The organism is Pseudomonas sp. (genome assembly GCF_033723075.1).
GTDB lineage: Bacteria > Pseudomonadota > Gammaproteobacteria > Pseudomonadales > Pseudomonadaceae > Aquipseudomonas.
The window spans coordinates 11377-29591 of sequence record NZ_JAWVXU010000018.1 but is presented as its reverse complement, the minus strand read 5'-3'; the positions used below and the strand labels follow the sequence as shown (position 1 = coordinate 29591).

General features: G+C 58.7%; 2 protein-coding genes. Both read left to right on the top strand.

Features of this window, described 5'->3' with window-relative positions:
• Positions 1-3 precede the first annotated feature (3 nt).
• Positions 4-16302 (top strand): leukotoxin LktA family filamentous adhesin, encoded by a 16299-nt coding sequence (locus tag R3355_RS19125; protein ID WP_318962638.1) that lies wholly within the window; start codon positions 4-6, stop codon positions 16300-16302.
• A gap of 42 nt (positions 16303-16344) precedes the next feature.
• Positions 16345-17982, top strand: coding sequence for a ShlB/FhaC/HecB family hemolysin secretion/activation protein (locus tag R3355_RS19120; protein ID WP_318962637.1), 1638 nt, complete (start codon positions 16345-16347; stop codon positions 17980-17982).
• Positions 17983-18215: the final 233 nt, after the last annotated feature.

Genomic DNA, 18215 nt, shown 5'->3' with positions numbered 1-18215 from the left:
AAAATGAAGTTTCCCCGCCATCCACTGGCATTGGCTATTGGTCATTGCAGTCCATTTGCACGATCGCTGGCGGCGCGAACCGCGGCGTGGGGAACTTTGCTATCTAGCGTCTCGCTGCAGGCGCTGTCGGCGCCGGCGCACAACATTGTGGTGGACGCCAATACGGCCAGTATCACCACCAATGGCTCAGTGCAGACCATCCAGAACGCCAACACCGTTGGTGGCGTGCCGGTCAACGTGTTCAAGCACTTTGTCGTCGGTTCGGCCAACACCGTCAACCTGACAGTGCCGAACAATGCCGCCAAGCTGGTTAATATCGTCAAAGACAGCCGGCCGGAAATTCACGGCATTCTGAACAGCAAATACCAGAACGGCAGCCTGGGCGGCAACGTGGTGTTTGCCAGCTCCCACGGCTTTCTGGTCGGCCCGTCGGGCGTGGTCAACGTTGGTCAGTTGACCGTACGCACACCCACCAGCGGTGAGATCGATGAGCTTATTGCTGGCACCAAGACGATCGACGATACCCTGGCAGTCTCGTCTACCGGGCTGATCACCATCGATGGCAAGATCAACGCCCAAGACGGTATTGATCTGCAGGGCGCCCGGGTCAATGTCGGCAGCGGTGGCAAGCTGATCGCCGGCAATGCCCTGGGTGCCAGTTATGTGGCGGCGGCAGCGGTGAATACCGGTGACTACACTGCACCCACGGCGCTGGTCAAGGACGGCGGCACCATTCGCATCGTGGCGGACGGCAACCTTGGCACTGGTACTGCGCTGATTGCCGGCGACCTGCTGGCCGATGGCGGAATCACCATCGAAGCCAACAGCATTGAGATCACCAGCACCGGCGTGCTGGATGCCCGCGACAAGGTCACTAGCAACACCCGCGGTAATGTCACGCTCACTGCCAGCAATACCCAAGAGATTGGTTTTGGGGTAGCGCTTGCCGAGTCGTCCGTCACCCTCGCCGGTAAGGTTCATGCCAATGATGTGACCGTCTCGGCGCAGAGCACCGCGACAGCGTCTTTCTATGAAGATCCGGCTGCGGGTTTGACCATCATGGCGCTCGGCCCCTTCACGGGTGCAGGCTTTTACCTGATGGCCGCCGACGCCGAAGCAACGGTCAATGTGGAAGGCACGGCGAATGTGCAGGCCAGCGGTAATGTAAAGCTGGGTTCCGAATCCCATGCGCTGAGCCAGGCCAGCCAGATCAACACCTCCGGCGGTAAGGGATCCCTGTCGGCGATATACAACACCAGTGATGCCACCAGTACGACCCGAATCAAAAGCGGTGCAACTGTCCAGTCTGAAGGCGATCTGACGGTAACGGCACACAACGAAGCCTTCATAGCTGCCAGCGCGCTGGATGTGATCGCCGCGGATGCCAACAAGGTGGTGATAGCCATTGCCGTTGGCGAGTCGGATGTTGATGCGACAGCCGTGATTGAGAGCGGTGCTGTGCTCGGCGCGAGCAGCTTGGTGTTGGCAGCAGAGAATCAGAACTATTACTCGGTCTCGGCCAGTGCCATGGGCCTGAAGGATACCGAGTACGGCATTGCCGTCGCGGTTGGTGACTTCAATACCAATGCCACCGCAGAAATGGGCGCATCACTGGGCTCCGACACAGAGAAGACCGGCGATGTAAGCATCACTGCCCTGGATCGCACCGTACACCAGCAGGTCAAGTCGGGTGTCACTGTGGGTAGCAACACGCTTTTCCGTACCGTCGGTGCCAAGCCGATTGCGGGCCTCGCGGCCATGCAGAATGGCGTGAACAACCTCATCGATACGAAAAAGCCAGCGGGTACAGAGGTGCCCAAAGACGGCGATGGCAAGATCTCCTTCAAGGGAGGGCTGGCCTTTACCATGAACCTGTCCGATCACGAGGCCTATACCTTCCTGGGCAACAACACGGCGGGGCAGGCCGAAGCGCCGAAGATCCACTCCACCGGCAATCTGCTGCTGGCCAGTGCCATTGATTTGGGTACGGACAACGCCTCGATTGCCGGTGGCAACGACAATGCAGCCCACGGCGATGACCAGGGCGCCTGGCGAACCTCGGCTGAGGCGGCAGTTGCTTCGCCGAGTAGCCGCACCACCGGCAGTAACCAGACCGGCTCCTCGGAAAAGAGCCTGGCGGTAGCCCTGAATTTTGCCCTCAACAGTGGCGATGCCGTGGCCGAAATCGGCGACTACGTGGAAATTTCAGCGGCCAATGTCGGTGTGCTGGCGCGGCAGAAAGTGCCCATTTCTTCCAGCTATGACAAGTGGGACTCTTTCTCTGATGTGTTGAGCAAGTTCAACGGCATCGGCGGAATGCAGAACAATATACTGTCGTCTTTCGCCAATGCGGGCACATCAGCAGACAACTCTGCTACCGGTGGCTCCCTCAACGTGGTCGTCAACGATCTGGATACCAAGGCCTGGATCGGCGATAACGTCAAACTCACCACCACCGGTACGGCTGGCTGGTCTGCAGGCCGGGTGGTGGCCGGCAACCTGGAAGCGCCCACGCTTTTTGATACCACGATTCCCTTCAAAACCATTGATTACAGCTTCGACTTCATCAGTTCGGTAGATGTACAAGCCTACAACCTCAATGAAAGCGTTCACCTGGCCGGCAACCTGGGCACCCTTGGACTCTTGCCAAACGGTAACGGCACCAATGAGAAGGGCAAATCCGTTGGGGGGAGCATCAGCTTTGTCCAGCAGACAGCTACCGCTGTTGCCGGGATCGGTGCGGCTACGCTGCTGGTGGATGGAAACGTGCGCATCCAGGCGCACACTGACGAACGTCATTTCCTGATAACACCCTCTTCCGGTTCGGGAAAAGGGTTGGGATTCAACGGCGTAATGGCGATTCTCAACAGTGAGTCGCTTACCCACGCTTCGCTGAGCAATCAGGCCAGAGTCAATACGACGGGGCTCGATGTGCTGGCTGATCACGACTTTGGCAACTGGGCCGCGTCGGGCGCATTCAACAAGTCAGACGAATCGGCCATGGGCCTGTCTGTGGCCATCAACATAGCCCAGGGTGATACCAAGGCGTTCATCGGCGACAACAGTGGAGAGCAGGCCAAAGTCAGCTTCAATAATGGTTCGCAGCCTGCCCCCGACGCGCCGACAACGCCCGCGCCGGATCCGCGCGGCATCGTGGCTAACGAAGTGCGTGTCAGGGCACGCAGTGCAGGCACCAATGGCTCACTGGCCGTGGCAGGCGCCGTTGTCACTGAACCCAATAATGATCCGGGAAAGGCGGAGCAGTTCGAAAACTGGTGGAGCACGTTAGGAAAGAAGGCGGCGGACAGCCATAACGATGCGGTCGCAGGCGCAGGTGCCGCCTCGATCGGCAATGCTGCCGGTGATGGCGCGAACGATCAGGACAATCCTCCGGCGGGTGGTGATGCACCGGTCGACCCCAACAAAACCGGCCTTGCTGCTGCCGGTAGCTTGACAGTCTCGGTCAATAACCTCGACGCCAAGGCGTTGATCGATGATGCGTTAATCAGTGGCAAGGGTGCCGCAGACGTAGATGTAACTGTACAGGCCCTGGAAAAAGTGATCTCAGCCTCGGCATCGGGTGGCGCGGCCCTGGCCAAACTGGGTGCTGACTCACCGTCCAATCAGAACACCATTGCTGGTGCCATTGCTTACCAGATCAGCTTCAACGATGCGCTGGCGCATATTCAGAACAGCACTATCACCAATGCCGGCGATGTAAAAGTGCAGGCGCTGCATGGCGGCGAGCTCACGGCGGTAGCACTGGCGCTGGCAGTCACCAGCTCGGCGCAGAACACCCAGAACAGCAACAACGGCGCACTGTCGATCTCCGGCGCGCAAATCTACGACGGCACCTCGGCGCGTATTGATAACAGCTCGATCACCAGCAACAACGACAGTGACGACAGCCTGGAGGTCTCTGCCTACAACAACGCCCATATTGGTGTCGGTGGAGGTTCGCTTTATCTGGGCGGCAAGAAGGGTGGCGGGCTGGCGATTACCTTTGCCGAGATCAATGACCCCAGCGCGATGCTGCCGGGGATCAATCCCGACGCCAACAATGTACTTAGCACGGCCCATAACGAAAACGTCTATAGCGGCTCCGCGGTGGAGGCGGTCATCAGCGGTGTTGATGGGGCTCGCAGTACCCTGACCGATTTTGACAGCGTGACTGTCTCGGCTAGTGCAGTGAACCGGATTGGTATTGGTGCGGCAGGCGGCGGCTACAACGGCGGAGTGGAAAACTCGCAGGGCTTCGCTGGCAGTTTTGCCGTGGGTTCGATCGGTGCAGATACCAAGGCCTTGATCAGCAAAACCGACATCAAGGGCGTGCAGACGTTACACGTCAACGCCAGCGGCGAAGACGACAGCGAACTGGACACCCTGCTGGCAGGTCTTGGTAGCAGCACGCTCAACAGCGACTACGACTTCAGCGGCGCGGATGCCATTGATAATACCAATGTATTCACAGCCGAAGATGGCAGCGAGTCGTCCTACGCTTACGGCTCGGCTGGCAAACGCATCATCGCCGTGGCCGGTGTGGTGCAGGTCGGCAAGAGTAATCTGGGCATTTCCTACGCCCACGCCGATGTGAAAAGCGATACCTCCGCGCGCATGGCGGACGTGAACATCAATCAGGGTGTGGCCAGCACGGCCGATGTGGCCGTCAACGCCCGCGACAATTCCCTGCTGTATACCGTGGCCATCGGCGTCGGCGTCAGCACCGGCAAATACTCGGGCGTGGGTTCGGTTGCGGTCAACCGGCTGAACAACCGCGTCGTTGCGGAAATCGGCGATTGGGATGGGGCGGACAGCGGCAGCATCAATGCCGAAACCGTTGCCGTCACGGCGACCAATGATATGGACATGGTCAACGTCGCCGGTGCGGTGGCAGTCGGTACACCCGGCGCTACCGGGCAAGCCGGCGGCCTGGCGGTCGCACTCAATCTGGTGGGCACCGACGAGCACTCGACCAAGGCGCGCATTGCCAATACGGCGTTGCAGACCTCGGGCAATGTGCTGGTCAAGGCCACCAGCGGCGCTTCCAATGATCACAACCTGCTGGTTGGCAATGCCATTGCCATCGGCGCCACCGGTGGCTCCGGATTGGCCTTTGCCGGCGCGATCGGCGTCAACAATGTCGATCAGCTGGTCGAAGCGGCGATCAAGGATACCGGCACTAATCGCAGCACTGATGCCAGCGCCACCGAAGGCGGCACGGTCATCGTGCAGGCCTATGACTTCACCGACAGTGTTTCCACTGCCTGGATGGGCACTGGCTCTGGTGGCGGTTCGGCGGGCGGCATCGCCGTGGCGACCAATAGAGTCGACTCGGATGTCAACGCAGCAGTGCTTGGCGACAACCTTGTGGTTGGTAGCACCACGCTGAAGGTGCAAAACCTGATTGTCGATGCCGCACGCGACAACTGGCTGCTGACCATCAGCGCCGGGGTAGCGGCATCACCCAAGCAGGGCGCATTCGCAGGCTCGGTGAGCACCGGCATCATTGATGGTGATGTCAGCGCACGCATCGCAGAGGGCGCCAGCGTCAAGACTTGGAACAATGTCTTGGTCAATGCCGATGCGTTTAGCGAAAATCTGGTTGGCAGTGGCGCACTGGGTATCGGTCTTGGTAGCGGTGCCGGGGCGGTGGCTATAGCGACCGCGCTGGAATACGGCAGCACCTCCGCGTCCGTCAACAGTGCCAACGTGATTGCCGAAGGCAAAGGCGCGAGCATGACCGTGGACGGTGGTGCACTGGCCAATTACGGCACGCTGCCCGATCTGTCGACCTCGGGTCAGGCCGAGGACGACGGTGACGATACCAATGCCGCCCCAGTCGACCGAGACGCCCTCACTACCGGCTTTGCCTTGCTCAATCTGGACAAGACCACGCAAAGCGTCGACGGTCTGGCGGTGAACGCCACCAGCCGCACCAAGCAACGTGCGATTACCGTGGGTGGCGCGGGCGGCAAGTCACTGGCAATCAACGTCAATGTGGCGACCAACAACTCGTCCAATGCAACCACCGCTGAAATAAAGAACAGCACGATCAATGCCGGTGTCAGCAACCAGAGCGGTGCCGATGTACTGGTGCGGGCCAGCGCCCATGAGGCCGGTCTCGCGGTATCGGCGGGCGTAGCCATTTCTGGCGGCAGTTCGGGTGTTGGTGGTTTCTCCACCAACAGCCAAAAGAAGGCGGCCAAGGCCACCATCGACAGCAGTACAGTGCATGCCGACGCCGTCAGCATCGATGCCAACAGCTCGAAAGTTGCCCAGGCAGTGTCTGCGGGCGTGGCTGCGGGTGGGAGTGGTCTGGGTGGCGCGGCCTCGGTGGTGATTACCGAACAGTTGGGCGATACCCAAGCCTGGCTGCGCGGCGGTACGCTGACAGCCAACGGCCTGACGGTTGCCTCTGATCGTCGGCAGGAAGCCAACGTGGCTGCTGGTGCCGTGGGTATCGGTGGGACAGCGGGCATCGGTTTCGGGATGGCGGTGAATATCGTCGGCGGTGACAGCAAGGCGCTGATCGGCAATGACCTGAGTGATGCAACCGATGCCCGTACCACGCTGGTCAACGTCACTGACCTGACGGTGGAGGCGCAGCGGCTGGAAAATGTCAATAGCCATGCCTTCGGTGCCGGTGTTTCTTCCGGGTTTGGCGGGGCGGCAATGATTGATGTCACCGAGTTCCGTGGCGAGACCCGCGCGGGCATTTTTGGCAAGGCCAGCGGCGGCGGCTTCACTACCAAGATTCGTGGCAAGGACGGCCTCACGGCGACCTCCAACGTTACCCTTAGTGCTCAGGAAATCCTCGACGCCAGGCAGTTTGCCCTTGGTATTGGCGTAGGTGCCAAGGTTGGCGTTGGCGTGGTTGCTAACGTCGTGCTGGGCCGTAGTCAGGTGTATAGCGAAGTAGTAGGCGCGGATATCAAGGCCGGCCTGCTGGATATTGATGCGACCTCCCAGCGCGAGTCCGATCTGACCAGTATCGCCGGTGCGGGTGGAGTGGCCAGTGCCGCAGTCAGTATCGGTGTCGCACTGTTTGGTCAGGGTGATACCACTGCCGATGACGGCACCAATGCCGAAGACGAGTTCGATGCTTCGCGCAGCGTCATAAACGATGTGCTAACGACCGATACGGCCGCATTCAACAGCCATTTGTCCACTGACGACCTTGCCGCCATCGGGGCAGACTCCGGCGCAACCCTCGAGCGCACGGCAGCACCGGCCACTACCACGGCCACCGATGCCGGCAAGTCACTGAAGTTGTCAGGTGAGAGTGTCACCGCTGCGCGGATCTCCGGTGGCATGATCGACGTCGATACCCTGAATGTGAACAGCCGTGCCTTGCTGCATAACAATCAGCTGCTTGGTGCTGCACAGGTTTCGGCAGTCGGTATTGCCGGGGTGATCGGCATTACCCGCATGTATGACATGAGCATTGCCACCGTCGACAGCAACCTGACGGCGGACAATGTGGTGGTGGGTGCCACCATCGAGAATGTGTCTGACGAAGATGCTGCCGGTGAATCCAAGTCGGTTGTGGTGGGTCTGGGCGGCGTCAGCGTGGTGGTCAATTACGTCGATATTCGTGCAGAGAACCGCGTAGTGGCAGGTGTTACTGCGGCCAGCGGTTCGGATACCGGTGACCTGATCGTCACTGCGGCAGATACCACGGAACTGCGTATTGGCGATGTCGACCCGGGCCGACCGGACTCAGCCACTGACGGTTCACTGAACGTGAACATCGGTAGCGCCGCGATTGGCATCAGTTACGGTTACGTGAAGAAGGACAGCCAGGTAGACGCCTGGCTGGGCGAGACCGGCAAGCTGGTCGACGGCTATGACAATATGACCGTCAGCGCCAACAGTTCGGGCATGCTCAAGAGTACGGCGTTTTCGCTGGCCGGCGGCATTGGTGCCGGCATCCAGGGCGTGGTCACTGACGCTCACGACAACTCCCACGCCAATGCCACGCTGTTTGGCACCATTGGTACCGGCAGCGGGCTGCTCAGTCTGTCTGCGCAGGTGGTGCCGGAGCTGTATTCCAGCGCCTATGGGGTGACGGTATCCGGCGGCTACTCGATGGGCGGTTCCTTCGCCTATGCCATGACCGATGCCGAAGCCCATGCGACCGTGGCCGATGGCGTACGCTTCACCGGCAGCGGTGACGTGATCGTGCGCAGTGAAGTTGGCGATGGATCCGATGCCGACTATGAAGCAGCCCATGCTGCAGCATTCGCCGCTTCCGGCGGCTTGATGCTGGGCGTGGCCGGCGCCGAAGCCCGGGCCAGCAACAATGCGCAGTCAGTGGCCAGGGTTGGCAACTACGTCACCATCCCGGACGCCGACTTTGAAGTCTATGCCCGGCATACCGGCGTACAGATTGCCGATGCCGATGGTTACTTTGTCGGTGCCTTTGCCGGCGGTTACCAGGTGGGTCTGGCGGAATCCTTCAGTTCAACCCGCGTCGAGTTCGGCAAGGATCCCAATGCCACGCTTGAGCGCACAGGCGATCTGATCCTGGATGCCAGCAGCCAGAATGAAAACCAGGCGTTCACCACGGCCGGTGGAGGTGGTTTTGTGTCCGGCAGTGCGGCTGAAGCCGTGGTCGAGGCCGGTGATCACGCCAACGGCAATTATGCCGCAGCGGTGTTGGTGGATGACTGGTTCAGCGGCTACCGCAGCGTACCGATTGACGCCGGCAAGGTGATCATGCGTGCCAGCAATGCCGTCAACTTCTTTGCCGGCACTGATTCGACCACGGTGTCCGTGGTGGGCGGTTCGGGTGCGGTCTCAGATGTGGATGTCGATACCAACGTCAAGGTGGTCCTGGGCAAGAATGTCAGTCTGAATGCGCTGGATATCGATATCGACGCATTGAACCAGGCCCGGCAGATTCAAACGCCATGGGATTCGAGTTACACCACCAGCGTTTATGGCGCCGGTGGCGGTGGGGCCAACGGCACGGCGGCCTTGTCACGCCAGAACATCAAGCATCTGCTGGCAGCAGTAGAGATTGGTGAGAACGCGGCGCTGAAGATCTCCGATCTGGCCTGGATGTACCAAGGCTATCGCAAGGGCATTACGGTGGATGCCGGCACCGAATTCTTTATCTATGACAAGGCGGTGATAGAGGTCGGCGGTGCGCTGCAGGGCGCCGGAGCGGAGTCAGATGTCGATGTCGTCGCGCGCAATAACGTCACCCTGAGCGACGGTGTGCAGTTACGCAATGCCTGGGGTAAGGTCGGACTGGGTACCTATTCGCGAGGCAGTGCGGCGGCGGAGGCCAATGTCAGCGTATGGGCAATCGCCGGTGTGGCAGGCGGTATCGCCGATGTGCATATTGATGTCGACAATACGCTGACGCTGGGCAACAACATCGTGATTGATGCCTACGATCAGATCAGCCTGTTTGCCGGTCGTGGCTCCGATGGCCTGTATCAGAACCAGCTGGTGGCGGATGCCCGCAGCAATATCTACAACTGGACAGCGATCCCGATCCCGGCCGGCAACAAGGCAGAAGGCGATATCGTTCTCGATAACAAGGTGGTGTTCGGCGACAACTTCGCTATCGGCAGTGATGGGCATATTGCGATCGGTGCTATCGAGGGCGCTCTGAGCGCCAGAGGTACCGGCGTCGAGAAGAACCCCTACCTGTCGCTGTTCAGTACCGAGAACACCTTCGGTTCCAGCAACAAGGCGGTGAGCAATGTCCTGACCTTCAATGGCAGCGGCAGCGTGACCGCCGGACAATATGCCTATCAATCGGTGAGTATCAATCAGGCCGGCGGCATTACCCGCCAGCTCTATCGCTACGGCTCTGCGGAGCAACAGGCAGCCAAGTACTCCTCGCGTGCTGAACTGCAGACTTATATAAGCGACCTGAATGCCCAGATCGCGGTCCTGCAGGCCTGGAGCACGACAGAGGCGGTGACCGATGGTACAACGCTCGGTGACGGCGATGGCGTAACCACCGGGACGAATACCGGCACACAAAGCACGGACGTCACCAGCGTCGGCAGCAACCCATACGCGGACGAGATCAACGACCTGCAGGCCCAGGTGGTACTGCTGTCAGCCATCGTCAATGACTTGTCGCCAACGGAGAATTTTGCCATCCAGGTGGCTGATGTGCGGGCTTCTGCCGGCAATATCAGTCTCACCGCTGGCTCGATCAACATGGCCGGTGGCAGTACGCCCAGCTTTACTGCCAAGGGCAATGCGAATATCACCATCGACAACCTGTCCGACCGCCACCTGATGCTGGCGAATCTGGAGATAGCCAACCAGACCGGGGGCAATGTCTTCGTTACCGGCGGCGCCAATCTGGGCAGTGCCTTTATCGATGAGCAGGCAGGCAGCCAGTCGGGCATTTACGTCAATCACGCGCCCACCGGAGCGAACTTCAAGAGTGCTGACGTCATCGTCAATGGCAACTTGACCAACCTGCTGTCCAGCGTGAATATCTCGGTGGCCGAAGGGGACCTGATCCAGCAGGCGCTGATTCAGGCCAATGCAGTCAACCTGAATGTGGACAACGGCAGCCTGCTGCTGAATAACCCGAATCTTGAGCAGACCTACGGTCGCGACCCCGATGCGCTGATCAACTTCACCGAGCAATGGAAACCGGCGAACGCTACCGACTTCGTGCAGTTTTATCTCAACGACAAGTATTCGACCGAGATTACTGCTACCGGAACAACTGCATTCAACAACTGGTTCAGCGGCCGGGCAATAAGGCACACGGAGGGGCAGAACGCCTATTATCAGGGTTCGAGTTACGGCTACGACGAGCTGAATATCTTCTTCAACTGGGGTTTCAGCGACAGCACCGAATACGCGCCTTCAGACGCAATCGTTTTCTCTTTCTCAAGTAACGACAGCGCCCGTGGCGGCTCTCAATGGAGATTCCGGCCAGTCCTGGACTACCAGAACAAGCTGTCGCAGACAGCCACCTATGCTCAGGTTAAAACCAAGCTGGGTGAGACCGGCACCTCGATTATTGCCGAGAAGGTCATTATCAACGCCAAGCGCCTGGACATTAACGGCGCCATCGTGGTGGGCACTGACAACAGCTGGTCGGTCAACGTGGGAACGGGTTTTGACGCCAAGATCGAGCAGTATGTCAGGGATGCAGGCTTGGCCGCCGGCGATACCCTCAGCCTGACGCCCGGAGAAACCAAAACCCTGCGGGTGCTCAATCCGGATTATCAACCGGTCTTCTTCCGGCCGGACTACGATCCAGCCTATTACCGGACCAACATCTACACCTTTGATATAGCCAAAACAGCCGGCACCTCGGAAATCAAGCTGAAGTATGACGTGGGCTCGGGAACCCTGGGGATTGACGATGTGCCGGTCAGTGGTGGTGGTTATGTAGCCATTCGCGCGGCTATTTCCTCGACCGGGGCGGACGGCAAGATCATCGTCAAGGATGGACTGGGCCAGATCGCCATCAATAACGATTCCAACACCCAGCTGAACATTGGTACCTTGAGCGCCGGTGAGGATGCCACCGGGGTGATTCGCATCACCGACCTGAACAAGTCGAACACGGTGTCGCAGTGGTATATCCACAACCCGGGCAACCAGATCCGCCAGTATCAGACCGATGCCTGGGCGGTGTCGCATCTTGACCCCAACTCGTCGGTCGACATGGGCAGCTATGGCGGCAACGGCACCACGTCGAGCATGACTTACAACCCGCTGGCCGGGCAGTTGTTCTACATCCGCGAAGGTGCGACAGTCGGTCGAACCTACACCCGTCCGGCTGACGGCTACCTATCGAAATACCCGACCACAGTCGGCGACTGGGTGTACACCACTGACTGGAACACCGAAACCAGCTACTACACCACTTGTGCGGCCAAGCCCGAAGCCTGTTCCGGCGGCGTTGCAGCACAGTATCTCAAGCAGACCTATGACTACGGCAGCGAGTCTACCGCCGGTTTCGGCTGGGGCCTCAGCTACAGTTCCTACTATGGCACCGGCCTGACCGACGCCGATCCCTATGTGCGTATCCCCACGCAGCTGGACATGGATACGCACACATACGTCAAGGCGGATCATTCGATCCTCTTCCAGTTCACCGGGGTGGCGGAAGGCAATATCAGTGTTGACTCGCATTCACCGATTCAGTTGACCGGCAACATCTACAACCCGAGCGGTACCACCAATATCCTTACCAATGCCGACTTCACGGCATCCAGTGCCTCCTCGATAACCTCTGGCATCACCCGTATTCAGGCCAATGGCGATATCGGTACTGCCAGCAATTCGCTGTCGATTACCACCAACGAACTGTCCTTGCAGTCCGATAATGGCTCTCTGGGTTTCAACGCCACCGCCATGGGTTCGTCACTGACCATCGATAAGCTTTCGGCGAAGTACGACATTCTCGGGACGGTGGACAAAAACATTGTCGCCAAGGATGGCAACACGCTGATTTCGGCCAACACCATCGATCTCACCAGCCTGTCGGGCAGCATCGGCAGCCTCAGTACGCTGGGTGATCCAACGACCTACAACTACCTCAACATCGCCTCTACCGGAGCCGTTTCCCTACGCGCCGCCAACGACATTGTGGTTTCCCAGGCTACCGGTGATCTGCAGGTTGAGCGCATCGAAGCCAATGACACAGTGGTTATCCGGGTGGCCAATGGCAATCTGACCAATGCCCTTGGTCAGCAACAGAAGTCAGAACAGGAACTGGCCTATGAGGCCTCGGTGTGGGACTCGCTGAACCTGCTCAACGGTACTGCCGGTGAGCGCGCGGTGACTGCCTACGAAAATCAGTTCAACAGCAAATACCACACCTACTGGATGCTCAAGCAGCGCCTGACTGATGCCAGTGACAGTGGTTTTGCGATTGATACTGTTTATCTTGATGCCATGAAAATTCGCTATGGCACTACGGACGTTGCCCAGCTGACGGCCAAGGTCAAGGCAGAGTATCAGGCACTGGATGCCTGGTTCGTTGATCAGGTGGCAACGCCGGATAGTTACGCCAATGTGGCCGATGCCGTTGGGCAGGAGCAGAAAGGCACGCTGATCGGCTACGACTACGGCGCGCTGTTGACCAGCACTTATGACGACAGTTTCCGGCTGGACATCGATGCCGCCAGTAACTGGTACGCCAAGATGGTAGAAGGCTCAACCTGGAAGCAGAGTCAGCTGGATATCAGTATCTCTGCTGCGGCATTGAGCGCCGATGCGTCGGGGCAGTTGACCGATCGTGAGGCCAACATCGTCTCCTCCAATATTCATCTGCAAGCCAGCAACGGGAGCGTTGGCAAGAACCTGGCCGATGTGGTGTTCAGTGTGCCGCGTGACAATACGGCAACCATCACCAATGAACAGAAATCTGCGTTGCTTTCGGCAGGGCCGGGAGACATCTCCACTGTCCTTACCGATAGCGCGGTCACCCTGACGGTCAAGCAGGTTGACCCGATCAAGGTCGCTACCTCGGCAGCCCTGAATGTGGCGGCCCGCGATTCGATCTATATCGAATCGGCCTCATCCCTGATCTTGGGTGAACTGGCCTCGGCCACTGACGATATCCGCCTGATCGTGGATGGTGAAATCGCGGCGCAAGCCGGGGTGACCAATCTCAAGGCCCATGATCTGTATCTGGCTAACACCCAGGGTGATATCGGCTCGGCGGCTCAAGCCCTGAACGTGCAGCTCTCGGGTGCTCTGCGTCAGGCCGGTGCCGCCGGTGACCTGCACCTGAGCCACAGTGGCGCTAACTTGCTGGTGGGCTCCGTGGCTGCCGGCGGTATTCTGTCGTTGTCCAATGATCAGGATATCCTCGGCTACGACGCCAACCACTTCCTGCAGGGTTCCGGCATCGCGCTGGATGTAGGCTCGAATGATCTGGGCAGTGCAGCTAGCCGGTTGAATCTGAAGTTGTCCGGGGCTGACCCGCTCGCCGTGGATGCAGCCAATGCCTGGTTGAATGTGCTAGATACCACACTCTTCACCCTGGGTGATGTGACGGTAGACCAGCGTTTTGACCTGGAGTCAGCCGGCGCTGTTGATCTTGCCGGCGGCTTGACTGCCGCCAGCCTGCGCCTCGATCTGGGTGGTGCGCTAAGCGCCAGCGGAGCGCCGCAGATTAATGTATCTGACGATCTGGAGATCTCAGCCTCCACCATTCAACTGGCTGCAGCGGCAATCAGTGCCGCAAGCGCAAGGCTGGAAGCGACAGCCGGCACGCTAAGCGTGGGCGACTTGTCTGCCACCAACGGTGACCTGAGCTTGCTGGCCGCTGGCGCACTGAGTACCTCGGGCATCGTGGATGCCCAGGGTGAGCTGATCGCCGATGCGCAGAGCATCAGCATGAACAGCGGCTCGTCGTTGCAAGGGAGTGGCGGTGCCACCCTGACGGCTATCGACGACATGTCCCTGCAAGCGCTGACCTTTGGCGGCGATCTGGATATCGACTCGACGCTGGGTCACATCACCCTTGATGGCCCGGTAAATGCCCAGGCCATTGATATGCTCGCCGCTACCGGCCTGGACGCGAACTCAACGGTGACGGGTACCTCGCTGCTGCTGAATGCGGGCGCTGGCATCCTTGCAGCCGGAAACGTTGCGAACCTGACCTCCAATACAGGCGCAATAACACTGACAGGCAACGGGATTGCACTGGCCCGCGATTCTCAGCTGAACAGTGCAGGTGACATCCTGGTGACCAGTAATGCCGGCGATATTGCCCTGGGCAAAGTCGTAGCTGATGGTCGGGTGACAGTAAACAGTGCAGGTAGCCTGGAACTCAACAACGCGGTGACCAGCGCCGATGATGTGGATATTGATGCGGCGGCCGCGGTATCCATTGCAGCAAATACGACGATTGCATCCGGCGGAAGAGTTGATCTGGATGCCGCCAGCCTGGCGATGGGCAGCGGCTCTCTTGTGCAGTCCGCCAGCGACACATCTATCCGCACCTCTGGCTCCATGGCAGTGGCGGCGCTCAACAGCAGCGCTGCCCTGACGCTCCAGGCTGGCAACGAGATGCTTCTCGGTGGCGACATTGCTGCAGCACAACTCATCAAGCTCGACGCAACCAACAGGATCGCACTGGCTGATCAGGCGAACATAAATGCCGGCGCATCGGTGGTAATCAATGCGAACACGCTGGCAATGGGTTCGGCCTCGCGTCTCGACGCGGTTGGCCAGATGAGCATCACCACCAAAGGCGATATGCAGTTGGCAGCATTGCAAACTGCATGGGATGGCGCTGATGCTATCCGCTTGAACAGTGGCGGCATGATTGTCGGCCGCAAAGACGCTGCCGTGCATCTGCGGGCCACTGGCCCCAATGCTCAGGGCAGCTTAAATGCCGTGATCGGCATTGGTGACCCGCTGGTAATTGACATGCCCTGGTTGTCGGCAGAGACCTTGAATGGCGATATCAATATTGTTGCAGAGCGAGGCCTCTATTCGCCGTTCTTGCGGGCGCGCAATGGCAATATCAAGTTAAAGGTGAATGGCAACCTGACCTTTGGCGAACTGATCGGTAATCCATATTTGTGGATAGACGGCGCCATCGACGGCGACTTGATCGCCATGAATCAGGGCAAGCTGGCATCCAGAAAGGGCTTGAATATTCGTCAGATTGACTTGAATGGCGGAGGGCCGTTGGTACTGGAAGCACCGTCCACTGATGTCAGCGTGGATAGCAAAGGGGCTGCCAATACCTATATGTCGTTGAGCGGGTTTGAGGGTGTCAGCGCAAACCAGATCGATGTGCGAGTAGTCAACACCGGCAAGTTGAATGTCGACAAGTACAAGTCAAAGACGGGCTCGTTGAGCGTGGATGGCGATTTGAATCTGGACAAGGCGCTGGTGCTGGAAAGCTTAAACATGCAGACCGATAGCCTGACTCTGAGTCTGAACAACTTTGACCCACGCCCGCTGAATGTGAGCGGGCAGTTGATGTCGCCTGGAGCAGAGTTCTGGCTGGATACCCAGGGCTATGAACTGCGTACCAATGCGCTCCCGACTCGCTACCGCGATCCACTGGTGATGTTTTTCTATCAGCCGGGTATACCGCAGGAGCTGCAACAGCTCTCACTGCAGCGGTTGAGCGCGGAGTACATCATGCAGACACGGCTCAGTGAGCCTCTGCTATTGGAGTACGGCTTCAAGACGCCTGACTATTCGAGCTATTCAAACTATTCGAGCCCCGTGAGCTTTGGTTCAAGTACCGTAAACACTGAAGAGCAAAGCTCAAACGAGGACGCTGACTTACCGCCGGCGGATGAGAAGTTTCTGGAAATTTCTTCCAGATAGCCAACCGATCACGGACGGTAGTCCATCAATTAGGAATATTGCGTGAATTTTCGGCGCCTATCGCTACAAGCCATTTTACTCAGCCTGCTCATCTCGAATGCGTATGCCTTGCCTCTCCCGCCGGTTGCCGACCCGGCGGGCCGTGAAAGGGAACTGCAACGTCGTGAGCAGACCTTGCAAGAACGCAGGCAGATTCAGCAGCGTGATGAGCAGTTGGTTGCTCCTGATGATGAAGTCGAAGCTCCCGACGCGGGACCTTCTTTTGTCCTCAACAGCGTGCGTTTTACCAAGTCCGAGTTGCTCACCGCGGATGAGCTGAAAGCTATTGTGTTGCCTTACCTAGGCAAGGAAACGCGGCTATCCGACCTGAATCGGATGGTCGCAGAGATCAATGCGGTCTATCAGGCAAAAGGCATTTATACGGCGACTGCTTTGCTGCCCAAGCAGGATGTCACCGGCGGCGTTGTGATCATCCGTCTGGTTGAAGGGAAACTGGGGGAAGTGCTTATTGAAGGTCATAGCTATCTGCCCGAGCCCTACGTGCGCGGCTGGGTGCCGCTTCCCGAAGATAAGACCCTGGTCGATATGAAGGTGCTGGAAAGCGACATTCTCGAGTTCAATCGGGTCAACGATGCGCGACTGCAGGCCGAGCTGCGTGCAGGCAAGGACTTCGGTCTTACCGACATAGTCATGGTCGTCGACGAGCCGCTGCAGAATAATGTGCAACTGTTTGTCGACAACTATGGCTACGAGAGTTCCGGTGAAAATGAAGTGGGCGCAATTTATCGCCGCCAAGGTGTATTCACCGGGAGCGACAGGGGGTTGCTCTATACGCTCGTGTCGGAAGGTAACCAGGCGTTCACTTCAATCTATAGTGCGCCGATCAAGGCTAGCGGGTGGCGGCTTGGCGGTAGCCTCTCGGTCAACCAGTCGGAAGTGACTGCGGGGGACTTTCAGGACCTGGCGGTTGAGGGCGACTCAACCAGCCTGACGCTGGATGCTTCCTGGCTAGCCATTTCTACCAGAAATTTCTGGCTCAACGCGCTGGGCTCGGCTATGTATTCGACGTCGAAAACGTCGGTACTTGGAGAGCCCATCAGTGACTACGACATCAACAAAATCAATACCGGCGCGCAGTTCACTTGGCTGGGCTCGGGCTGGCAATTATCAGGTCGGCAACTGGTTGGTTGGGTAAGCACGCAGAACCAGGCAGCTAGTGGGACTGATCAGAGTTTTGCAATACTGAGCGGAGACGCAAGCGCCTATTACCGACCGCATCAATCCGCTTGGTACGGGTTGATGCAGATGGATTATCAGTACACCAACGAGGAAGCAATTCCTGGGGCCGTGGCTTACTCCGTCGGAGGACCAACATCGATACGTGGTTATGCGCCAGGTCTTATCAGCGGCGACTATGGCATTCAGACCAGTCTCGAAGCCCATTACAGCGGGCTAAGTGCGCTGGGTGGAACGCTTGATCCCTTTGTGTTCTATGACATAGGCACTGTGCTTTCAAAAAATCCCACGCAGACGCCCAAGGCTGCAGGCGTCGGCCTTGGCTGGAGCGGTGTTGAAGGGTTCTCAGTGAATATGACCTATGCAAATGCCTTGGCCGATATCCTGCCAAACCAGGATGACTGGGTTTTCTACGCGCGCCTAAGCTGGGAATGGGGACAATAGCGAACCAGGGGGCACTGCCTGCGGGTAGTGCGGCCGGTCGGCGTTCCGCTCGGCGCGCAGCGACAACCCGCCACAGGCAACCATGGTGCACTGCCTGCGGCGAGTGCCCCTACGGAACGCGGGTTGCTCGAGACTGCCTTGCACATGAACCCCACTTGTCCGCCACATGACTGCGCCGCATACCCCTGCCCGGCCGAGATGGGGTAGAATTCGCCCCCTCTTTCTACCGCCCA